This window comes from Nocardia sp. CA-107356, assembly GCF_050946365.1.
Lineage (GTDB): Bacteria > Actinomycetota > Actinomycetes > Mycobacteriales > Mycobacteriaceae > Nocardia.
On the sequence record NZ_CP191992.1, the window covers coordinates 2,938,960 to 2,960,958 of the forward strand.

The window sequence follows — 21,999 nt, forward strand, 5'->3', positions numbered from 1 at the left end:
TTCACTTGTCTCCGTTGACAATTGGTTCGAGCTCATCGGGGGCGAAATACAGGTAGCGGCCGTACCACTCGTGCAGATCTGCCGCGGGATCGTCGTCGATGACCACGCCGACGTGCGTTTCACCGTCGACGTCGGCGTGTACCGAGGTGACTCGCGCCGACCGGCCCTCGTAGAACAGGTCGTGCGCGTCGGCGCGCCGCGTCGGGCGCAGCCGAACCCGGCTGCCCTTGCGCACCAGCACCCCGGCGATCGGGACCGCGTCGGACGCCGGGCGCACCGCGCCGTCGGCGGCCGGATCCCACCAGCTCATGCCCTCGGGCACCTCGGGGACCAGGCGCGGCGCGGGCTCGCGCCACAGTCCGTGCAGATCGTGCATGGCGCCGGGCGTCATGCGATCGCAGCGGTCGATGATCTCGGCCGCTCTCGGGTCGGTGGCGCGGGCTCGTTCCTTCTCGTCGTCGGTCATCGTCATCACACGCAGGGTGAGGATTTCGTCGATCTCGGTGGAGTCGAACAGCTGGCCCGCGCTCTGCTCGGCGATCTCGGGATGGTCGTAGAGGATGATCGGCGACACCAGGACGATGCCCTTGTGGCCGGGCGGCCCGGCCAAAACCGGGAAACAGCGGTGCTGGGTGCAGTGCTCGACCGCCGTCTCGGCGCCGGGTTCGGGGTCCAGGAGCGAGACGAACTCACCGCCGTCGAGTTCGGCGATCACGTGGGCGCCCAGCATGGAGCGGGCGGTGGCGTCGCCCGAGTTCGTGGCCGCGCTGGCGCTGTTGCGCAGCCGGATCCCGATGCGCCGATATTCGCCCTCGGGGGCGACCGTCAGCTCGAGTGTGCCCTCGATCGGTAATCGGGTGCGCACCACCGTGCCCGCCGTCGATCCCGGAATCGGTTCGACCGCCTGCCAGCCCGGTACTTCGATCGGCATCGTCGTTGCCGCCAACGGCGATGGACCGCAGGGGATTTCGCATTCGGCGGCCTCGTCCCAGCTGACCCATCGGCGACCGTCGACGATCAGTTCGGCGCGCGCGGTCCCGTCCAGTTCGATCGTTCGGCGCTGCAACTGCAGGAATCGCGCGATGAGCGTGATCCGCGCGGCCGGGGAGGCGCGGACGAGGCATTCGGCAGCGAGCGAGTCGTCCTCACCGAATCCGGCGGCGGCCGCGCCGCGCGGGCCGAGCACACCGAACTGCCAGCGGGACTGGTTCTTTCGCGCGTCCGACCGATACGGGTACAGCAGATACCCCTCGTACAGGACGGCATCGGCGACGGCGCGGGCACGGGTCATGGCGGCGTTCACGGCGTGGGCTCCTCGGTGAGGAGTTTGGCGACGGCGTCGTCGAATCCGAGCAACCCGTGCGAAGACTTGTAGGCGGCCAGCGCTTCGACATTCTCCCGACGCAACCGCACCCAGCCGGAGTTCGGATAGTGGGAGTGCATGAGATCGCGCCATACGCCGACCGGCATATCGAATTTGTCCTCGCGGTCCCAGGGCACCTGCTGAACCGCGAAACCCGTTTCTCCTCTGATGAATACGGTGCCGCTGAACAGGAAGATCAGGGGCACGGTGCCTTCGCGCAGGGCATGCAGGTATTTCGAGCCGGTGACCTCGAAATCGTAGGTACACGGCATCGGCAGTTCCACCTCGGCACCGCCGGAGAAGCCGGGCACCATGGTGGCACAGTGCATCCAGCTGAACGACTTCTGTGTTTCGTGCCAGCGTTCGCGCGGGCCGAAAAGGTCGACCAACCCCGCCCCTTCGGCATCCGAGTAGCCGCGCCGGAACGGTTCGATCCGCACCTGAGCGCGCAGGGCGATCGCGTGCACCGGCTCCTCGGCCAGCGCGGCGATGCCGATGCGCGCCGACAGATTCGGGGCGACTGCGTACGGTTCCGGCCGCACCTCGAGCACCGCGAAGGTCATCGCATAGGCCGGACTCATCACGCCACCTCCGGCCGGGCCCGAGCCGACATCGTGGTGAAGAAGTCCGCGATGAAGTCCCGGGCTTCCTTACCGCCGTCGAATCCGCGCCACAGCATCCGCATCCGTCCGACGAACTCGTAACAGGCATCGATCGGCAGCAGCAGTACCGCGCCGGGACCGCCGCGTTCCGGCATCCGGATGAGCAGCGCCTCGACGTCCGGTGCGAGCCGGTCGAGTTCGGGATGGCGGTCCAGGATTGCCCGCCAATCCTGCAGCGGCAGTTCGGATTCGGTGGCCCCGGCCGGTCCCGGATAGAACGCGACAGTGCGCTCGAGCGACGAATTGACGAAGAAGAACGCCAGCCCGACCGGGATGTCGAGGGCGTCCCATTCACCCTGGCCGATCACACAATCGGGGAACGAGACGTAGTGGTCGGGCACCGCCCGGAAGCGCAGCTCGGCATGTTGGTCGGTGAACAGCAGATAGCAGCCTGTGCATACGCACATCAGTTGCCTGCCTTCGACATCCACCACATGCCGGTGCTGTGCACCGATCGGTTCGGCGCACATTTCGCACCGCTCCCCGGCCGCCGCTGGCGGGGTCGGGTCGGTCGCGATACGACGCAGTGCGCCCAAGCCCTGGTTCATCCGCGGACCTCCGCGGGCACGGCCACCGAGATCTCACCGGACCGCACCAGCACGGGGAACGGCTCGAGATGTCCGTCGCCGTCCAGGCGCGCTCCGGCGTGCACCACGTCGAAATGGGCCAGACATCCGGGACAGCGCAGTACCGCCGAGCCCGGCGGGGCACCCATCTTGCGGTGCAGCGCGGCCCCGGCCATCGATCGCCCGCAGGCCGCGCAGCGGTCGCGATAGACGAACAGGTCCGCGCCGACCCTGCAGGCCAGCACCGGAACCCCACCCACCGTGAACCCGCCGACCTCACCCGCCGCCAAGTCCGCGAGCTCCGGGACCGAGATCCAGCTGCCCGCGGGCGGATCGCCGGTGTGCACCCGCGCGAACAGTGCCTCGGCCGGTATCACCCCCGACTGCTCCGCTGCCGCAGCGACCACCTCGATCGACTCGATTTCCGGCGCGGCCGCACGCACCGCGTCCTCGACCGCCAGCTCCAGCGTCACCGATGACGAAGGGCACGTGCGACAGCTACCGGAAAGCTCGAGCTGCACGACACCGTCGGCGACATCGATGAGCGTCACGTCACCACCGTGCGAGCCGAGGTAGGGGCGCACGCTGTCGAGCGCGGCCGCCACCCTGGTTCGCACGTCGTGCGGGTGCAGGCCGTGCACCAACAGCAGGCTCGCGACGAGATCGTCGCGGGTCAGCTCCTCGACGGTCTGGTCTTCGAGCACGGCCATGACGTGACCGAGTGCCGCGCCATAGAGGTCGACAACCTCACGTACGAGGCGCTCGGCGCGCTCGCGCGCTACCGGGCCGCCTGCCGAACACGCATCCAGCAGGGTGTCGATGCGATCACCCGCGCCCCGCCACTGGTTGTCGTCGGTCGGTCTGGCTCGCTGCTGCGGGCGACCATCCACGCTGTGCCTCCCGTCCTCGGCCCGACCTGTCATTCCGCGGTGAGCGCCTGTGTAGGTGAATGCACTTTGTCCAGCGTTACGCCGTTGCCCAGATACATGTGCACCCCGCAGGGCAGGCACGGATCGAAGCTGCGCACCGTACGCATGATGTCGATTCCCTTGAAGTTCTCCCGGTCGTTCTCCTCGAAGATCGGCTGCCCCTGTACCGCGTCCTCGTAGGGCCCCGGCGTTCCGAAGGAGTCACGCGGACTGGCGTTCCACGGCGTCGGCGGATACGGGTGGTAGTTGGCGATCTTGCCGTCCCGGATGACCATGTGGTGCGACAGCACGCCGCGCACCGCCTCGGTGAAACCACAGCCGATGCCCTCGTCGGGCACCTCGAAGTGTTCCCACGTCTTGGTGTTGCCCGCCCGGATCTCCCCGAGCGCCTGCTCGGCGAAGTGAATCGCGCACGCTGCCGCGTAGGCCTGGAAATAGGTCCGCGCCCGGTTGCGTTCGAGCGTGTTGCTGCCGTGGGCGGGGATCTTCCATTCCAAGGTGACCGGGCCCTTCAACGCGGTCTTGGGCAGGTTGATCTGCACGCTGGATCCGGTGGATTTGACGTAACCGATGTCCACCAGCCCGGCCAGCGCCGTCGTCCACAGGCGAGCCAGGGGGCCGCCGCCGGTGTCGAGCGCGAGATGGTCCTTGCCATCGAACCAGCGTGGGGACATCACCCAGCTGTACTTGTCCTCCAGGTCGCGCTTCTGTGGTTTGGGGTTGGTGTGCTGATTCCACGGATGGCGCCGGTCGATCGGATTGCCGAGCGGATCGGCCGTGACGAACGTTTCCTGATCGGTCCAGTCCTCGTAATACGAACTGCCCAACAGGATCCGGAGGCCGAGATTGATATCGACCAGCGAGGTGGTGATCAGCTTCCCGTCCACGACGACGCCGGGGCTGACGAACATGCGCCGACCCCACTGCTCCATATCCTTGTAGTCGAAGTTGCACACTGCGGGATCCTGGAACGATCCCCAGCAGCCGAGCAGTGTGCGGCGCAAACCCACTTGGTCGTAGCCGGGCAGCGCCTCGTAGAAGAAGTCGAACAGGTCGTCGTGCATCGGCACGACCTTCTTCATGAACTCCACATAACGCATCAGCCGCGACATGTAGTCGGTCATCAGCTGGATTGTCGCGACCGTGCCGACCCCACCGGGATACAGCGTCGACGGGTGCACATGCCTGCCCTCCATGAGCGAGAACATCTCGCGCGTGTACCGGCTGACCTGCAATGCCTCCCGATAGAACTCGCCGGTGAAGGGATTGAGCGCCCGCATGATGTCGGCGACGGTGCGGTAGCCGTGGTCGCCGGCATGCGGCGCCTCGGTGCGCTCGGCGAGCGCGAGTACGCCCGGATTGGTCTCGGCGACCATCTTCTCGCAGAAGTCCACCCCGACCAGGTTCTCCTGGAAAATATTGTGGTCGAACATGTACTCCGCGGCCTCGCCGAGATTGACGATCCATTCGCCCAGCGGCGGCGGCTTGACGCCGTAGGCCATGTTCTGGCAGTAACACGAACAGGTCGCATGGTTGTCACCGCAGATGCCGCAGATGCGGCTGGTGATGAAGTGCGCGTCGCGCGGGTCCTTACCCTTCATGAAGATCGAATAGCCGCGGAAGATCGACGATGTGCTGTGGCACTCGACCACTTCACGATTTGCGAAGTCGATTTTGGTGTAGATGCCCAAACTGCCGACGATACGGGTGATCGGGTCCCATGCCATTTCCACCATGGCGTCGGGTTCGATCTTGCGATGCGACGGATCGGGAATGATGGCTGTCATCGAAATATCTCCCTACCACGTACGTGTAGCGCCGGATTCGAGTTTCTGGCCCTTGTGCCGCCAGCGCGGTTCCTTGTCGACGGTGCGGCCGGTGATGTGACGAAGACTGCGGATCATCGACCCGTACAGCCCGGATGCGGTCGAGGACAACTTGCCGCCCGGTGGCTCGTCCATGAACGGCATGAACTTGTCCGGGAATCCCGGCATCGTGCAGCCGATGCAGATGCCTCCCACGTTCGGACACCCGCCGACGCCATTGACCCAACCGCGTTTCGGCACATTGCATTTGACGACCGGACCCCAACAGCCCAGTTTCACAATGCATTTCGGTGATCCGTACTCTTCGGCGAAGTCACCCTGTTCGTAGTAGCCGGCCCGGTCGCAGCCTTCGTGCACGGTGGCGCCGAACAACCACTTGGGGCGCAGCGCTTCATCGAGCGGGATCATCGGCGCCTGGCCGGTGGCCATATAGAGCAGGTAGGTCAGGGTCTCGGACAGATTGTCGGGCTGGATCGGGCAGCCGGGTACGCAAACGATCGGAATGCCCGCTTTGCTCTTCCAATCCCAGCCGAGATAGTCGGGGACACCCATGGCGCCGGTGGGATTACCCGCCATGGCGTGGATGCCGCCGTATGTCGCGCAGGTGCCGGCGGCGATCACCGCGATGGCTTTGGGCGCCAGCCGATCGAGCCATTCGCTCGTCGTCATCGGCTGACCGGTCGCAGGATTGTTGCCGAAACCGCACCAGTATCCCTCGTCGTGCAACTGCTCGTTGGGGATCGACCCCTCGACGACCAGAACGAACGGATCGAGTTCACCGCGATCGCCCTTGAAGAACCACTCCAGGAAATCGTCGGCGCCGCCGGTCGGACCGCATTCGAAATCGATGAGCGGCCAATGCACAGCAATCTTCGGCAATCCGGGGAGTGCTCCGAGTGCGATCTCTTCGATACTCGGCTGGGTGGCGGCGGTGAGTGCCACCGAATCGCCGTCGCAGCTGAGTCCCGCGTTGATCCAAAGGACGTGGATCAGTGTGTCTTCGGCTTTTACTGCTTCCTGAGTCGGCATTGGACTGCCACCTTCCGCAGCGGGGGCACGCGGATAAATATTCGGTCGACTCCATCGACTCGTCCGCGCGTGACTCTGATCACATGAGTCTAGGTCTGAGAGCCAATGGCTTTCAAGGTTTTGGTATGCCGGCAGTTAGCCGGGCGGTGAGCCAGTCGTACCAGAGAGCCAGTCCATCGCCGGTGGTCGCCGATACCGGAAGAATCGTCACGCCGGGGTTCACCGACTGCCCGTACTCCATGCAGCGGGCGAGATCGAAGTCCACATACGGCAGCAGATCGGTCTTGTTGATCAGCACCAGCTCCGCCGCGGCGAACATGTGCGGGTATTTCAACGGTTTGTCGGTCCCCTCGGTGACCGAGACGATCACGACCTTGCCCGCCTCGCCGAGATCGAACAATGCCGGACAGACCAGATTGCCCACATTCTCCACGAACAGCAGGCTGCCCGGCGCCGGTTCCAGTGCATCGAGAGCGCGCCGCATCATGTCCGCGTCGAGATGGCAGCCCGCGCCGGTATTCACCTGTACGACCTTGCATCCGGTTGCCTCGATGCGCCGCGCATCCAGCACGGTGGCCTGATCGCCTTCGATGACGGCCACCGGCACGGATTCGAGTTCGCGGATAGTTCGCTCGATCAGGGTAGTTTTCCCCGCGCCCGGCGAACTGGTCATATTCAGTGCCAAGATCTCGCTTGCGCGCAATCGCGCACGATTCGCCGCAGCGAGCTCGTCGTTCTTGGCGAGCACCTTCTGTTCGAGGGTCAGCGTGGTCAGGCCGTGCTCGTGGGGGTGCTCGTGTTCATGTCCGGGACCGTGCTCATGGTGGCCATGATCGTGCGGGTGATCGTGGTCCAGATGTCCAACGGTGATCACGGCGACCCCGTCGCCCTCGCATCCGCAGGTTGCGCACATCGCTCACTCACCTCCATCGATAGGATTCGAAGTTCCCGCCCCGCAGTGATCTCGACATCGGCGCTGCCGCAACGGCACAGCGCGATGAGGTCGGGCAGGAGGAATTCCGCCCCGCAGTTCCGGCACCGCGCCGCCCCCTCGACAATGCGCAGGTCCAGTTGCGCTCCCTGGGCGATCGTCCCCTCGGTGGCAAGCTCGAAACAGAATTGCATGGACTCGGGCACTACAGCACACAGTGCGCCGACCTCGACCGTCACGTTGTGCACCGCGCGCCCTGTCGCGTGCTCGCAGACGGCGTCGACAAGGTACTGGGTTATCGCCATTTCATGCATCCCGACCTCGCCTTTCGACAAGCCCCGGGATGAATGCTACTCCGCGGGCGCCCTCGCCTCGGCAGCCTCGTTGGAACCTGGCGTGTGGTGAGTGGCGACTGCCGAATGATCCGCGAAACCCCTTCCCTCATCGACGCGCCATCAGGTATTGTATCGCTATATAACGGCACGTTAATTGATGGGAGGATGGCTGATGGAGATCACGACAAAGTTCTGGACGGTGCGTCGAGTTGTGGTCACGATGCTGATCGGCATCGCGCTGGTGACGATGACGATCGCCTCACCCCACCTTTTCGCGGCCTCGGCCGGACCTCGGGATTCGCACGCTCCCGGGGGCGGCGGTGGCTACGGATCGGGATCGCGACCTAATAGCAGCGACCACAGTCAGCACAACAGCGGTAACGGATCCGGAGTGCGCAGCAAGAGTGACAACCACGATCAGTACCAAGGCCGCAACAACGATAACCCCTGTCGGTACACCCCCACGGGGACGTGCGGAGCGCGCTGACAACGAGGTCGACATGTCGACCGCCCGCGACGAATCGGTCGGCGAGCCGCGCAGTCGCTAGCTTGTTGCCCCGGAAATAGGCTCGGGAGTGCGGCTGGCTCGGACGCGGCTCGCCAATTCCTCGCGGAGTTGGCCGGGCGTGGTGTCGAAGCGTCGACGGAAGGCCTTGCTGAAGCTGCTGGCCGAACCGAAGCCGAGGTCCGATCCGATATCGGTGATACTTCGATGCTGGTAGGCGGGGCTGCGCAGGCGGTCACGCGCCAATTGCAGGCGTTCTTCCCGGATAACTTCGCTGGGCGTGGTGCCGGCAGCGCTGAACGCCAATTGAATTTGACGTAGTGACCAACCGAGCGCACCAGCGACGCGCGTGCCGGTGAGGTCCGGATCTCCGACATGATCGTGGATATACCGGCGGGCGGTCGCCTCCACATGGGAGAGGTGGGTGGGCGTACTCCCGGAGTCGCCGAGGATCTGCATGCAGAGCAGATCCACCAGCCGTTCGGACACCGTGTCGAATTGGAGGTCGGTGAGGGCGGCGCATTCGGAATACAGGCCGCTGACGATCCCGTCGGTCACCCGCCCCAGCCCGGTCGTGAGATCCAGCGGGCGGGTGGGCAGCGCGACGCGGTTGAGGCGATGCCGTATTTCCTTGCGCGGAATGGTGATGATCAGCCCTCGCGTGCCGTCGGACATGGACATCGCATAGGGCCGGTCGACGGCCACCAGGCACATCGTTCCCGGAGTGAGGATCCCGTATCCGTCGTCGGAGCGGAAGGACAGTCGCCCGAGGAAAGGAACGATCAGCCGATAGTCGTCATCGGGGTCGGCACGGATGTGATTCCGATTGCGAAGGTAGGTGACGGCATCGGATTTCCACCCGACGAGCTGGTAGGCGTCGGTGCGCCGCAGTTGGGTGTGCCCCTGGAAGTCGGTGCGGCTCGGGAAGCGGTAGCCCAGCCGGCAGTGGTATGTACTGATCAGGTGGGCCCAGTAGTCGGCCCGCTCATGTGGATCCACCGCACTGGTCGTTGCGGAGTCGGCGATAGCCGCTTGATCCATGAATATCGCCTTCCGACCCGACGATCACCGGTGGCCCAGGCGCCGACCCGAATTCGAGACGAAGCTTACGGCAGAACCGCGCAGATCACCGCCGGAGCGGCATTGCCGGTTTTCGGGTCGTGCGCACCCGGACAATGCTCGTGCGTTCCTGGACAAGCGGGGATGCGTGGACGGCGGCTACCGTCCGGATAGCTGATGCCCGGATCGGCCTGTGCGGCTGTCGGTGCCGACCTGATTCAGCTTGTTGCGGACGATAATCAGGAGTTCACATGCGCAGAATCGTGGTCGGCGACGACGGCACCGGACAGGGACGGGTACTGGCAGACGACAGTATCGACCCGCTGACATTGGCGCTGCTGCCCGGCGCCGAGATCTATCGGATGTGGGAACTCGACGAGGTCCCCGATCTGCCGGTAGACCGGATGCCTCCGCAGAGCGATACGCGCTATTTCCCCGGCCCGGGCGGGCTGCGGTTCGGATTCATCTCCGTACCTCCGGGTCTGACCTATGAGCCCGACGCCGACCTGTCCGAAGAAGCTATGGCGGCCGTCGCCTCGGAAGCGGAGATGAAACTGCCGGGGATGATGGCGGCCTTCGACCCCGCCGCACCCGGTATGCACAGCACCGCGAGCATCGATTTCGTCGTCGTGCTCAGCGGCCAGGGGCGTATGCGCCTCGGGGACGGTGTCGATGTATCGCTGCGATCGGGGGATTGCTTGATCCAGCACGGCACACCACACGCATGGTTCAACGACGGTGCGGTGCCGTTCGTTTTCTGTTACACCCTCTGCGGCGTCGCCGACCGGAATGTGCCGACGCAGCCATGACTCACCTCCGGCAGTCCCCACGGCCGAGGTCCCTTATATGAAGGGCATCGGAAGTCGTTGGCACAGTTTCGAATACACGCTGGTGCAGGCCGGTCCGTGCGCCGTAGCTGTCGACCGCTCCATGGTGGGGGTGACGCAGATTTTCCTCGATTGCCTGCTGGTGCGCGTCGTCGTCGAACCGGGCGATTGTCCCTTGACCGCCGAGGCCGTTCGCGCGATCCGGTACCTGTGCCTCGTCAGCGAGGCGGTCAATATCGTTATCGCCGGAACGCCGCACTGCGCGACCCCGGGAAGTCGATTCACGCCAGCTGTGCATTCATCGGATGTCCTCACCCACCTTGCCGACACACTCGACGTGCTTTCGGATCTCGCCGAACGACTGGACGAATACGGGGAACGTGTCCACCTGATGCCGTTCGGATGGAATGTCACCTCGCGCGCCGAAACATCGGCGCGGCAATGGGAATTGCCGTCCATTACGGTACCGGCCTCCGGGGGATGTTCACGTGGTGCCGGATCCAGTCGGAATCGGTCATCGGGCACGAGTCTGCACTGGTCGTTGATGACGAGGTTGTAGCGCGCGGCGCCCGCCGCTCGGGCGCAGGAGAGTGCGACGTTCCTACTGGCGAGGTCGTCGGTGGGTAATCCGGATGCCGGATCTCGAAGCCGGCAGCGACGTTGCGGATCGGCATGCTGGCTGTGCCAACGGACGTTGTCGTCAGCCGTGTGCCGGCATCGTGAGGCTCGCTCGAGGTTGGGGAGTCGTCGATGGTCATCCGGTCTGAGCAGTGTAGAGACGCCAGATCACCGACAGACGGTGTGCCGCAGGGCGCTTGGGTGGGCTGTGGCGCTACCGGGAGTTCCACACGACGGGTCACATGCCTGGGTCGCCGGGTGTCCGGCACAACCGTGGAACCTGTCCGGAAAACCCTTGGGTGCGCAGGTCGCTAGTTGTGTGCGATGTCGATGAGTTGTTGGTGTAGCCAGGTCAGGGGTGTGGCGCCGTTGGGGTTGATGGTGTAGTGGGGGTAGCTTTGGTGGATTCCGGATTTGAGGAAGTCGTCGATTTGTTGTTTGCGTTGTTCGTAGGCGGAGTTGTTGAGTTGGTCGTGGAGTAGGCCGAGTCCGCCGGCGGCGAGGGCGTCGGCGATGAGGTTGCCTGCTTGTTGTTGGTAGGTGCCGAATTGGGTGGGGTCGGGGTTGGAGATCTGGGCGAGGAATCCGGCGATGCGGGCGGCGTAGTCGCCGTCGGGGGTTGCGCAGTAGAGGTCTCCTACGGCGCAGAATGTGTAGGTTTTGGGGGTGAGCCAGCCGAAGCCGCCCAGGCGTGGGCCGCCGGCGCCGGCGCCGGTGACGGGTGGGCCGATGAGGTTGTCGGTGGGGGAGCGGCGGGGGTCGGAGATGAGTCCGACCAGTGTGACGCGGTCTGGTGTTATGGCGCCGAGTCCGGTGCCGATTTCGGCGGCGAGGTCGCCGGCGGCGTCGGCGCCTTGGCTGTAGCCCAGGAGTGCGAATCGTGTTGTGTTGCAGTGTTGGGCCATGGTGGTGACGAGGTCGCGGGCGTTGTCGAGGGCTTCTCGTTTGGAGCGGCCGTATACGTCGCCTTCCCAGGGGAAGGCGGTGGCGGCGTAGGCGACGTAGTCGGTGTGGACGTCGCCGGGTAGGTCGTTGGCGACGGCGGCGAGCATTCCTTGGCCGGGGTCGGATTTCGATGTTTCCCAGGTGCCGGGGACTGCGACGACGTAGATGTCGGGGCAGGGTGGTGGGGCTGCTTGTGTGGTGGGGGCGCCGCTGAGGGGGAGGGCGGTGGTGATCAGTGCGGCTGCGCAGGCGGCGGCGGTGTTCCATCGAGAAAACATCGTGTACTCCCGGGTTTTCGCGGCTGGGTGCGTTGTTAGTTCGGCGAAGGTTACTTCGCGAGTGTAGAGGGCGGGTGGTGATAGTGCTGGGGTGGCAGGTTGGTGGTGTGTCCGCCCGACGGAGACGGACCGCCGGGCCCGCGTCTGGCTGCGCGGTCTGTGCCTGCGCGCCGGACAATACGACGATATCGGGACTGAGTTGTCGTGATCGTCGATGAGTTGCAACCGTTTTCGTCCGCACTCTCGGGCGCGCGCGCCGACCGATCACGCTGGCGACGGTGCACCAGGGGAGTCGGTTCGCTGTGTGGGTTGCCGAGCAGGCGGGGCGGTACTGAGCCTCGGGAACGGTGAATCCCTACGCGAGGGTATCGATATGCTGGTCCGGCAGGTTGGTCGGTTCGTCGGGTGGTGGCGGTCAGTGGCCGTCGGTGTGGACGGCGTCGCATAGTCGGCCGAGCTCGCCGGAGAGTCGTCGTCGGCGTTCCGGGATCTCCTGGTGGGTGGTCTCCGGATTGCTCGAACCGTTGTCGGAAGTGCTGTGTTCACCTCGAACATCGGGTTCAGTGCTCATACTTCGATGCTAAAGCGCGCCCGGCCAGGCGCTGCCGTGCCCGTGTTGACCAGCGAACCTGTCCGGAATCCGCAGGTTCGGGTTGTTCGGCAGGGTTGTCGGAATACCGAAAGGATTGCCCTCCGCCGCGATGCCAGGGCGTCAACAGGGCTGTCCACGGGTTTCGATTCGGGTCCGAAAGATCCGCCCGGTACCTGCGCGAATACCTGGGCCGCCTGCGCCGCGAACTCGAGCCCGATTCGAGCCGATCCCGCTATCTGCTCACCGAGCCCGCGATGGGTTATCGATACCTATCCGACGCCTGACGTACCGTGGGCGCAGCCACGGACGCACGGGCTTCGACGTACGGAAATCGGCTGGATCGGTGCCCCTATGACGACTGGGCGGCGTGCCGTCGGCGGGCCGGGCGGATATCGGACCAGAGCCGGCGGACAAGTTCCTTGCACTCGTCGACGGTCCCGGGCCGGCCGATCGACGTCCAGCCGGTGGGCGCGCGACGGTGCGCGGGCCAGATCGCGTATTGGTCGTCCTCGTTGACCACGACGGTGCGCACGGTCGGGATGTAGTTCGATGTCGGCGGCGGCGCCGCGCCATCGAGCAGGCGGCGTCGGTCGAGTTTGCCGTGGGAGGTGACGGACGCCTCGGTGCGCAGGACATAGATGTCGGGCCGAAGGTGGTCGGGGACAGTGGATGTCATGTGACCGCGTAGGTCCGAATCGTCGGAGGTGGACTCGGTGCGCAGAGTCACATACGCGGCAAGGTATTTGCCGCGGCGGTCGTTCTGTTCCGCGGTCACGTAGGCGGTGACGACGTCGGGGTGGTCGAGCAGCGCCTGCTCGACTTCGCCGGGTTCGATTCGGCGACCCCGGATCTTGAGTTGGTTGTCGAGGCGACCCAGGAACTCCATCCCGCCATAGCCGATGGCTCGCACGCGGTCGCCGGTTCGATAGAGCCGGTCGCCGGGGCGGGTCGCATGTGGGTCGGGGGCGAACCGTTCCGCAGTGAGGTCGGGTGCGCCGAGGTATCCACAGGCGAGTCCCGCTCCGGCGATACACAATTCGCCCGCGTCGCCGTCGGGTACCGGGTTCAGGTCCTCGTCGAGGATATAGGTGCGGACGCCGGCGATGTCGTGGCCGATGACCACCGCCGCGGGCAGCGGATCGGCACTCCTCTGGACGTGCGCGGTGACGAGCACGGTCGATTCGGTGGGGCCGTAGCCCACGATTATCGAAGTGTCGGGAAGATGTCGCCCGGCCAGCTCGAGGTGGGCGGGGAAGATGGCTTCGCCGCCGAGCAGCAGATCGCGCAGGGGACGCAACGCATGTGGCTGCTCCTCCAGGATCAGCCGGAACATGGTGGGCGTGAGGAAGGTCGCGGTCGCGCCGTGATCGCGAACCAGACGGGCCAATTCGCCCACCGAAGGCGGTCCGGGCGGCGCGATCGCGAGCCTGCCGCCGTTGAGCAAGGCGCCCCAGGTCTCGAATATCGACGGATCGAATGTGGGCGCCGTGTGCAGCAGATAGCACTGATGCGATCCGACCGTCATGTAGTTCTGGGTGGTGACGAGATTGACCACGGCTCGATGCGGAATCGCCACGGCCTTGGGCTTTCCGGTGGACCCGGAGGTGAACATGATGCACGCGAAGTGATCCGGTCCGACGGAATCGGAGAGCGGCTCGGCGGGGTGGTCGACGAGGTCGTCGAACAGCAATGTTCGCACCGAATTGGGCAGCCGGTCGCCGGTAGCGCGGTCGGTGATCACGACGGGCACCGAGGCGATCGCGATCTGATCGGCGAGCGCCTTATCAGGTTGTGCCGGATCCAAGGTCAGGTAGGCGCCGCCGGCGGCCAGGACGGCCAAGTGCGCGATGACGAGCTTTTCGCTACGCGGAAGGTGCACGCCGACCGGGACGTCGGGCCCGACACCGTGACGGCGCAGGCCTGCCGCGATCCGGCGTGCGGCGGTGGCGAGTTCGGCATAGCGGACGCGGCTGTCGCCGAACTCGAGCGCCACCGAATCCGGTGTGCGAGTGCACCATTGAAGCACCCTGCCGTGCACCACGGTATCGGACACATCGTCGCCGTACACGCCTTCAGGGTGCATGTAATCCGCCTGCTCTCCGCGGTGAGTCGAGTCCAATGATGTTATTACTCCGGCTATTTCGCGCATCTTGCCAACAAGGGGAATAGCGACGCCGTCGTCATGGGCGACGCTCGGAGGATGGACAGTCTGTACCACCGGATCCGGCGCGGCATCGAGAACTTCGCCGACGCTGTGGCTCTTGTCGACGACGGATGCACGCTGACGTATCGAGAACTAGGCTATCGGGTCGACGCCATGGCGGATCGCTTGCGGCGCAACGGAGTCGAACCGGAGACGGTGACGGCGATCTGTGTCGGGCAGCCCGCGGCGGCGATCGTGTCGGTGCTGGCGGTGTGGGCCGTCGGGGGCGCGTATCTGCCGCTGGACGCCGACTTTCCCGACGATGCGCTGCGCAGGTGGATGGCCGGATCCGGTGTGCGCCTGGTACTTACCGAGTCCGAGCAGCAGGAACGACTGTCCGATCTCGGCGGGGTCGCGGCGGTGATCGTCGATGCGTCGGAACAGTCCGTCCCGAGCGGCGCACGGTTCGAAGGCCCTGTTCATCCGCTGAGCCTGGCGTACGTGATGTTCACTTCCGGCTCTACCGGCAGGCCGAAAGGTGTTGCCGTGGAACATCACAGCCTCGCGGCCTACCACACTGCGCTCTCGTCGTACGTCACGCTCGGGCAACGCCACGTGGTGCTGCAGGTGGCGGCGTTCACCTTCGATCCGTGGCTTCGGGATGCGCTGATGCCGCTCGCCGCCGGGGCCACGGTGGTGGTCACCTCGAAGTCCGTGCGCCGCAACCCGGAGCAGTTGCTGGCCGCGGCGCGCGCGTACGGCGTGACCCATTTGTTGAGCGCCACACCGGCTTTGCTCACCGGCCTGGTTACCTCGCCGATGTTCGCCGCCGATCCGCCTCGACTGGAGACCACGTTGGTCAGCGGCGAGAGTTTCCTGCCGCTGCGCGCGCACGCGGCGGCCCTGACCCGATTCGGACGTGTGACCAATCATTTCGGGCTCACCGAGACAACGCTCATCGCCACCCGGCACGCCATCACCGCCGAGGCGGCGGGCACCGCGGATGTGATCGGCACGCCGCTGCCGGGGGTCTCGGTGCACCTGCTCGATGGCGCGCTGCGGCCGGTCGGCGGGGGCGAGGTCGGTGAAATCTACATCGGGGGAACCGGAGTGAGCAGAGGCTACCTGGGACAGGCCGGCCGCACGGCTTCGCGGTTCATCGCCGATCCGTTCCCGTCGGCATCCGGTGCGGGCGGGCGGAGACTCTATCGCACCGGCGATGTGGGACGCCTGCTAGCGGACGGGACGCTGGAGTACCTCGGTCGCCGCGACCGGCAGATCAACTTACGGGGCCACCGCGTCGAGCCCGCGGAGGTCGAGTTGGCGCTGATCCGTCACCCCGCCGTCCGTGCCGCGGTCGTCGTCGGTCATCGGCGCCCGGTGCACGGGACCGTCCTGGTCGGCTATGTCGTCGGTGAAAAGGGCACTGCGGGTGAGGTTCTCGACAGCGGCGAGTTGCGGGCGCATCTGGCAGGGCTGCTTCCGGCCCATATGATTCCGGCGACGTACGTCTTCCTGGACCGGCTGCCCTTGGGGGCTACGGGCAAGGTGGACCGTTCCGCCTTGCCGGAGCCCGAGTTCGGCGGGCGCCGGGCGGGCGCCGAGGATGTCGCCCCGCGCACCGCGGTGCAACGCGCCATTGCCGAGGTGTGGTCGGAGGTACTGGATGTGCCGGGGATCGGTCGCGACGACAACTTCTTCGATCTCGGCGGGCATTCGCTGCTGGCGGCCCGGATCGCGAACCGCCTTGCCTCCGATCTGGGCCGTGACTTCACCACGGAGCGCATCCTGGGCAATCCTACTGTCGCCCTGCTCGCCGCGAACTTGCCGGCAAGGGCCATCGCCTCGCGGCCGGCGGATGAGCTGGTACGGCGGACCGGAACCCGGTATCCGCTGTCCGCGGTGCAGCGGGGGCTGTGGAATCCGGCGTCGCCCGAAGCGCGGCCAGAGGTCGTGGCGCGCGCATTCCGGCTGAACGCTCGACCGGACCGGGATCGGCTTGCCCGCGCGCTGGCCACGGTGATGCGCAGACATGCGGTGCTGCGGTGCACATTCGACGCGCCGCCGGGACAACCGCCGGGCCAGACGGTGCGGCACCGGGCGAGCATTGCGGTCAGGACCGCGACGGTGCCTGCCGACACCATGGCCTCGGAGCTCGCGCGGGCGTGTGCCAGCGGCATGGACGTCACGCGCGGGCAAGTTATCGAGGTGACCCTGTACGAACATCCGGTGCTTGCGGCGTTCGAATCCGAAGCGGCGTGCACGCTGCTGATGCGCTGTCACCGTCTCGTCGCCGACGAGCCTTCCCTCGACATCCTGGTACGTGAGCTCGGCGAGCTGTACTCGGGGGTGCCGGGCACCGCGGGCCGCGCGGAGCCGGCGGCCAACTATCCCGAGTTCGCCCGGGCACAGGAACCGATGGCGGACGCCGGAAAAGCATTGCGGTACTGGCAATCCCGACTGGGCGAGGTCGATCCGCCCGCAGCGCCTCCGGATACGGCGAGCGCGGTGTCGTCAGCGCGGCTGTCGCTGCCCGCCGCCGTGGTTCGCCCGCTGCGGGCCGAGGCGCGGTCGCTGGGCCTGGACCTGCTGGCGGTGTTGCGCACCGCTTTCGCGACCGCGCTCGCGGCCGATGAACCCGGTCGTGACCGGATTGCGGTGTGTACCAAGGTGTTGCGTCGCCCCGCACCGGAGTGGGAGCCGGTGATAGGACCGTTCACCCGATCCGAGCCCGCGGTTATCGATACCGGCGCCGGGCGTTCGCTGCGGCAGCTGCTGCGAGTAGAGACCGACCAACGCAGTGAGGTCGCCGCATTCGCGGAGATCCCGGTCGAGTTTCTGTGCGGGGAGCTGGGTTTGTCGTCCTCGATGCTGACCAATCACGTCATCGTGCACCCGGCCGCCGCGGAACCGCTGCGGCTCGACGGCGCCGAGGCGACTCCGATCGAACTGCCGCTCTTCGGCGGTCATGCCATGCGGATATTGGAGGTGACCGAACAGGCGGGTGGACTGAGCGGCCGGGTGTATCTGCGCGGCGACGGTCCGGATGCGGCGCAGCGCATTGCGGCGCAGGTGCGAGATCTGCTGACCGAACTCGTCGAGGACGGGAAGGTGCGATGACCGACGACCAGAACGCCTCGCCCGGCTGTGCGCGGACCTTCGCGACGATCGGCATTGTCGGCGCGGGAAATATGGCGCGTGCCTTGGCAACCGGCTGGGCGATGCCGATTCTGTGCACCGACAGCGGCTCGGGACGCGCGGGCGAGCTGGCCTCGGACACCGGCGGGGTCGCGGTGGCGACCAATGCCGAACTCGCCGCCCGCGCGGACGTGATCGTGTTGTGCCACAAGCCGGGACAGCTGGCCGCGGTGGCCGAGGAACTCGACGGGACACGCGCGGTGGTGGTTTCGGTGCTGTCCGGCGTTACCTCCGCACAGCTGAACGCGGTCTACCGCCGGTCGCGGGCGGTGCGGGTGACGGTCAATCTCCCGGTCCGAGTCCGCGCCGGAATCGTCTCGCTGCCGACTGGTCAGCACGTGGATTCGGAGGTGGAGTCGGCCGTGGCGGAACTGTTCGGCAGGGTGGGCACGGTCGTGCGAATCCCGGAACATCAAGTGGGCGCACTGATTCCACTGGTCGGTGTGGGTCCCGCACTGGTCGCGATGTTCGCGCAGGCCCAAGCGGATGCGGCTATCCGGGCCGGACTCCCGGCGGATCTGGCGATGTCGCTGGCTACCGAGACGTTGCGCGGCACGGCCGCCCTGTTGGTCGACTTCGAGCACGACGCGCCTGCGCTGCGTCGAGCGGTGGCCTCGCCGGGCGGGCCGACCGAACGAGCCATGGCGGCGGCAGAAGCTCAGGGACTGCGTAACGCGGTGCTCGCGGCTGCGCAGGCGGCATTGCCCGCACGATGACCAACTAGATTGCAGCGCAATGCCTTTTGAGTTTTCCACTGCCGGGAACTCGTGCAGTGTGGTGGCGACTTGCGCCGATATCCTTGCCGGAGACCGAATTACAGCGTTGTCGCCCGCATTGGAGAACCGATGGTGAACGCACGGACCGCACTTCCGGTGGATATCGACGGCGACAGTGTGTTGGTCCGCTATTACGCGGACCTGCTCACCGCGGCCCGGCTCTACCGGTCCGAGAACGGAATTCCGAATACGCCGGGTCTACCCATGGATCCGGAACTTCCCGAGTTGACCGAGCCGCTGGCGCAGTTGCTCGGGACCGCTCGAATGCGGATGGTCGAACTGGGCTCGCATGTGGGCCGGGAGCTGCGGCTGCTGGACTTGCGCGGCACTCGGTCCACGCGGACCACGAAGACTTTTGCCTCGGTGCTCATCGTGGCCAGGGCGGTGGCGCATATCCAGCGGACCGGCGACCGGGTGATGATCGTGACGCCGACATCGGCGAACAAGGGCACCGCATTGCGCGATGCTGTGCTGCGGGCGATCCACTTGGGTCTGGTGTCGCCCGCGCAGTTGAGCATCGCGGTGGTCGTACCCGCCGGGTCGTTGCCCAAGTTGTGGGCCTCGGAGTTATCCGAGGACTCGGAGTTGTTGCGGCGCAACCCGATCCTGCTGTACGACGGTGAGCGGTCGGACGGGGTCAAGGCGTTGGCCGCGGAGTTCGTGCGCGCCGCCGCAGATTCCTTCGAACAGGACCGGGGAGTCCGGCTCTGGTACACGATGGACTTGGCCAACTACATCGTCGCCGATACGGCGCGGGCCTTCTTCGAGGCGGACGTGTTGGGTGCGGCACCGCCGCAGGGCCGAGTACACGCCCATGCCGTGTCGAGCGCGTTCGGGCTGCTCGGCTACCACCTCGGCAGGCGGGTGCGCCACCCGGAGGCCGACCCGCAGCACCCGCAATTCCTGCTGGTGCAGCACTTGTGCACGCCCGATATGGTGACGAGCCTGCTTCGTGCGCGGTCGGGTGCCGAGATCCCGCCGCGCTATGTTCGAGACGAATCCACGCAGGTGTTCGCGCAGCACGATGATCCGCACTTCCCGGCGGTTACCGACAGCCCGACCGAGGAGGTGGACAGCACCTTCTACACTCGCCAACCGGCCACGTCGCCGACGATGAACGCGATCATCGAGCGGCACGGCGGTGACGGCATCGTGGTGTCGCGGCGAGAATGCCTGGCCCGGTACGACGAGGTGCGGGCCCGCTTGGCCGCGGTGGATATCGCGCTGCCCACCGCTGCCGCCACGCTGCGGGAGTGGTCGTTGGTGATGGCGTTGACCGGCGTAATGAATGCCATCGAGCGCGGTTTGGTGCCCGCTGGTGCGGAGGTGGTGGTGCACGGCTCGGGCAGCTACTCCATCGACGACTATGTGCCGCTGTCGAAGTCGTGTACCACGCCGGTGCGGGTGGCCGCCGATCTCGAGGCGCCGTTGCTGAAGGCGGCACTGTGACCACGGAATCCGCGGCCTCGAAGCCGGTCCGGATGACCGAGAACGCGCCGCTGGCGGACGAGGCCCGGTACCGTCCGGTGTACGCCGCGGGCGACTGGAGTCCGACGCTCACGGCGATCTGGCAGGAGTGCTACGGCGCGGACCTCCCGGACGGGCTGGAACCGCTCGGCTTCAGTTCCGCCGGGGAACTGGGTTCGCTGCAGCGCTGGCTGGACGTGGGCCCGGGCGATCGTATCGTCGACGTGGGGTGTGGGCGCGGCGGGCCGGGTCTGTGGATCGCCCGGCACGCCGAGGTCGATCTGGTCGGCGTCGATTTACTCCCGGAAGCCGTTGCGGCGGCGCAGAAGCGGGCGCCGACGCTGTATCCAGGAGGGGCGACGACGTTCGTTGTCGGGGATTTCCTCGATACCGGGCTGCCCGCAGGCTCCTTCCATGGCGCCGTGAGCATCGATTCGCTGTGGATGGTGCTCGACAAAGCCGCGGCCATACGGGAAGTGGCGCGACTGCTCGAGCCGGGGGCACGCTGGGTGCTGTCGACGTGGGAGCCGAGCTATCTGTCCTATGCGACGCTGCTGACGGCGGCGGGATGGGAAGTGCTCAGCTGTCGGGAACCCGCGGGCTGGTATGAGCGGCAGACCGCGGTATATGACCGGATCATCGATGCCGAACCGGATTTGGTCGCGGAGCTGGGTGCCGAGGCCGCGCGCGTATTGGTTTCGGAGGCACGGACCATGACGCCGACGTTGCGCGACTACCGCAGATTGCTCATCGCGGCGCGGCGATAGCCGCGCAGCCCGGAATACCACGCCACGACCGCCGCGCCCGCCACCAGCGTCCCCGCGCCGAGAAAGACGAGCCGGGGATCGCCGCCGAGCGCGAGCGCGACGCTGCCCGCGACCAGGACGCCTATCGGATCCACCGCCAGGAACAGCAGTTTCACGGTACTGGTTACCCGGCCCAACATATCGTCGCGCACCATCAGTTGTCGCTGGGTGCGGTTCACCAGGCTCGCGGTGACCAACGCCCACAGATAGACCGCATTCGCCGCCGCCAGGACCGGCCACGTGTGCGCCAGACTCATAGCGGCCGTAGCGATTCCGGAAAGCACCACACCGGCGGTGAACAGCGGGAGATGTCCGAGCCGAGAACCGAGCCGTGGCGCCGTCAGCGCGCCGGCGAGCCCGCCCACACCACCGGCGGCCACCACCACACTCACCAGCGAGGTGGCCAGGCCGAGGGTGTCCTTGGCGTAGAAGAAGAGCAGCTTCTCCACGGCCAGACCGAAATTCACCACCATCTGCAGGGCGGTCAGCACGACGAGAATCCGGATCGACAGCAGGTACCGCAACCCGTCCCGGAATTCCCGCCAGATGTAGCGCATGCGCAGCGGGGACGCCGGCAGCGGCGGCGGAGACCGGTGCGACCACACGGCGAGCACGCTTGCCAACGACACCAGGAAAGTGATGGCGTTGGCGAGCAACGCGGCGTCCAGACCGACCGTGGCGGCCAGCGCGCCGACTGTGACCGGACCCAGTATCAGTGCGAGTTGATTACTCATTTCGAGCACCGAATTGGCCCGGAGCAGACCGCGATCGGCGCACAGATCCTTCACCGTCACGGTGAGCGCGGTCTCGAAGAAGACATGACTCGCGCCGGCCAGCAGACCCAGCGCGAGCAGTAGCGGCACGGTGAGGAGATCGGTTACGGCCAGCGCGTACATCGCGGCGAACAGGCAGGCACGCAATGCGTCCATGACGAGGAGTACCCGCCACGGACCGAACCGGTCGACGACGACACCTGCGGGCACGCCGACACAGAGGTAGCCGATGGTGACGGTGGCCGCCGATATACCGGAAATCACCGGGCTGCTGCTCAGTTCGAGGGCCAACAGCGGCACCACCAACAGTGCGAGCCCGTCGCCCAGTAGCGACACCGCCTGACCGCCCAGGAAAATCCGCACGTGGCCCG

The 21,999-nt window shown here is 66.4% G+C and carries 20 protein-coding genes; 7 read left to right on the forward strand and 13 right to left on the reverse strand.

The window, feature by feature from the left end; all coding sequences use genetic code 11:
- Nucleotide 1: 1 nt before the first annotated feature.
- The 8 genes from ACQP1G_RS13165 to ACQP1G_RS13200 all read right to left on the reverse strand — a co-directional run bounded on the left by ACQP1G_RS13165 (nucleotide 2) and on the right by ACQP1G_RS13200 (nucleotide 7,620).
- Nucleotides 2–1,303, reverse strand: coding sequence for a hypothetical protein (locus tag ACQP1G_RS13165; RefSeq protein ID WP_433202935.1), 1,302 nt, complete (start codon nucleotides 1,301–1,303; stop codon nucleotides 2–4).
- The gene (locus ACQP1G_RS13170; protein WP_433202938.1) at nucleotides 1,300–1,944 is read right to left on the reverse strand and encodes a DUF6084 family protein; all 645 of its coding nucleotides are present in this window, start codon (nucleotides 1,942–1,944) and stop codon (nucleotides 1,300–1,302) included. The genes ACQP1G_RS13165 and ACQP1G_RS13170 overlap by 4 nt, the downstream gene beginning before the upstream one ends.
- Entirely contained in the window at nucleotides 1,944–2,573 is a 630-nt protein-coding gene (locus ACQP1G_RS13175) for a DUF5947 family protein (RefSeq protein ID WP_433202941.1), read from the reverse strand. The genes ACQP1G_RS13170 and ACQP1G_RS13175 overlap by 1 nt, the downstream gene beginning before the upstream one ends.
- Complete coding sequence (locus tag ACQP1G_RS13180) at nucleotides 2,570–3,481, reverse strand: NifU family protein (protein ID WP_433202944.1); 912 nt, start codon at nucleotides 3,479–3,481, stop codon at nucleotides 2,570–2,572. Before ACQP1G_RS13180 ends, ACQP1G_RS13175 begins: the two co-directional genes overlap by 4 nt.
- A 29-nt stretch (nucleotides 3,482–3,510) precedes the next feature.
- Entirely contained in the window at nucleotides 3,511–5,307 is a 1,797-nt protein-coding gene (locus ACQP1G_RS13185; protein ID WP_433202947.1) for a nickel-dependent hydrogenase large subunit, read from the reverse strand.
- A gap of 12 nt (nucleotides 5,308–5,319) precedes the next feature.
- The gene (locus tag ACQP1G_RS13190) at nucleotides 5,320–6,375 is read right to left on the reverse strand and encodes a hydrogenase expression protein HypE (RefSeq protein ID WP_433202950.1); all 1,056 of its coding nucleotides are present in this window, start codon (nucleotides 6,373–6,375) and stop codon (nucleotides 5,320–5,322) included.
- A 112-nt stretch (nucleotides 6,376–6,487) separates the two neighbouring features.
- Entirely contained in the window at nucleotides 6,488–7,288 is an 801-nt protein-coding gene (gene hypB / locus ACQP1G_RS13195; RefSeq protein WP_433202953.1) for a hydrogenase nickel incorporation protein HypB, read from the reverse strand.
- Nucleotides 7,246–7,620 (reverse strand): hydrogenase maturation nickel metallochaperone HypA, encoded by a 375-nt coding sequence (locus ACQP1G_RS13200; RefSeq protein WP_433202956.1) that lies wholly within the window; start codon nucleotides 7,618–7,620, stop codon nucleotides 7,246–7,248. The genes hypB and ACQP1G_RS13200 overlap by 43 nt, the downstream gene beginning before the upstream one ends.
- Nucleotides 7,621–7,813: 193 nt before the next feature.
- Here ACQP1G_RS13200 and ACQP1G_RS13205 point away from each other — a divergent pair, with 193 nt between their 5' ends.
- Nucleotides 7,814–8,128: a hypothetical protein gene (locus ACQP1G_RS13205; RefSeq protein ID WP_433202959.1), complete on the forward strand. Its 315-nt coding sequence runs from the start codon at nucleotides 7,814–7,816 to the stop codon at nucleotides 8,126–8,128.
- A 57-nt stretch (nucleotides 8,129–8,185) separates the two neighbouring features.
- Here ACQP1G_RS13205 and ACQP1G_RS13210 read toward each other — a convergent pair whose 3' ends face one another.
- Nucleotides 8,186–9,187, reverse strand: coding sequence for an AraC family transcriptional regulator (locus ACQP1G_RS13210; RefSeq protein ID WP_433202962.1), 1,002 nt, complete (start codon nucleotides 9,185–9,187; stop codon nucleotides 8,186–8,188).
- A 269-nt stretch (nucleotides 9,188–9,456) separates the two neighbouring features.
- Between ACQP1G_RS13210 and ACQP1G_RS13215 the strand changes: the two genes are divergently transcribed.
- Nucleotides 9,457–10,014 (forward strand): cupin domain-containing protein, encoded by a 558-nt coding sequence (locus ACQP1G_RS13215; RefSeq protein WP_433202965.1) that lies wholly within the window; start codon nucleotides 9,457–9,459, stop codon nucleotides 10,012–10,014.
- 37 nt (nucleotides 10,015–10,051) lie between these two features.
- Entirely contained in the window at nucleotides 10,052–10,591 is a 540-nt protein-coding gene (locus ACQP1G_RS13220; protein WP_433202968.1) for a hypothetical protein, read from the forward strand.
- A 370-nt stretch (nucleotides 10,592–10,961) separates the two neighbouring features.
- Here ACQP1G_RS13220 and ACQP1G_RS13225 read toward each other — a convergent pair whose 3' ends face one another.
- The 3 genes from ACQP1G_RS13225 to ACQP1G_RS13235 all read right to left on the reverse strand — a co-directional run bounded on the left by ACQP1G_RS13225 (nucleotide 10,962) and on the right by ACQP1G_RS13235 (nucleotide 14,614).
- The gene (locus tag ACQP1G_RS13225) at nucleotides 10,962–11,873 is read right to left on the reverse strand and encodes a cutinase family protein (protein ID WP_433202971.1); all 912 of its coding nucleotides are present in this window, start codon (nucleotides 11,871–11,873) and stop codon (nucleotides 10,962–10,964) included.
- A gap of 415 nt (nucleotides 11,874–12,288) precedes the next feature.
- Nucleotides 12,289–12,444 (reverse strand): hypothetical protein, encoded by a 156-nt coding sequence (locus ACQP1G_RS13230; RefSeq protein ID WP_433202974.1) that lies wholly within the window; start codon nucleotides 12,442–12,444, stop codon nucleotides 12,289–12,291.
- A gap of 370 nt (nucleotides 12,445–12,814) precedes the next feature.
- A complete protein-coding gene (locus tag ACQP1G_RS13235) occupies nucleotides 12,815–14,614 on the reverse strand; it encodes an amino acid adenylation domain-containing protein (RefSeq protein ID WP_433202977.1) in 1,800 nt (599 codons plus the stop codon).
- A 51-nt stretch (nucleotides 14,615–14,665) separates the two neighbouring features.
- Between ACQP1G_RS13235 and ACQP1G_RS13240 the strand changes: the two genes are divergently transcribed.
- The 4 genes from ACQP1G_RS13240 to ACQP1G_RS13255 all read left to right on the forward strand — a co-directional run bounded on the left by ACQP1G_RS13240 (nucleotide 14,666) and on the right by ACQP1G_RS13255 (nucleotide 20,816).
- Nucleotides 14,666–17,728: an amino acid adenylation domain-containing protein gene (locus tag ACQP1G_RS13240; protein ID WP_433202980.1), complete on the forward strand. Its 3,063-nt coding sequence runs from the start codon at nucleotides 14,666–14,668 to the stop codon at nucleotides 17,726–17,728.
- On the forward strand, nucleotides 17,725–18,522 hold the full coding sequence (locus ACQP1G_RS13245) for a pyrroline-5-carboxylate reductase family protein (protein WP_433202983.1): 798 nt from the start codon (nucleotides 17,725–17,727) through the stop codon (nucleotides 18,520–18,522). Before ACQP1G_RS13240 ends, ACQP1G_RS13245 begins: the two co-directional genes overlap by 4 nt.
- Before the next feature lie 129 nt (nucleotides 18,523–18,651).
- A complete protein-coding gene (locus ACQP1G_RS13250) occupies nucleotides 18,652–20,031 on the forward strand; it encodes a DUF6002 family protein (RefSeq protein WP_433202986.1) in 1,380 nt (459 codons plus the stop codon).
- Nucleotides 20,028–20,816 carry a class I SAM-dependent methyltransferase gene (locus ACQP1G_RS13255; protein WP_433202989.1) on the forward strand — a complete coding sequence of 263 codons (789 nt, stop codon included), beginning with the start codon at nucleotides 20,028–20,030 and terminating at the stop codon, nucleotides 20,814–20,816. Before ACQP1G_RS13250 ends, ACQP1G_RS13255 begins: the two co-directional genes overlap by 4 nt.
- Here ACQP1G_RS13255 and ACQP1G_RS13260 read toward each other — a convergent pair.
- Nucleotides 20,783–21,991, reverse strand: a complete 1,209-nt coding sequence (locus ACQP1G_RS13260) for an MFS transporter (RefSeq protein WP_433202992.1) — start codon at nucleotides 21,989–21,991, stop codon at nucleotides 20,783–20,785. The two genes, ACQP1G_RS13255 and ACQP1G_RS13260, sit on opposite strands and share 34 nt — an antisense overlap.
- Between the last annotated feature and the right edge of the window lie 8 nt (nucleotides 21,992–21,999).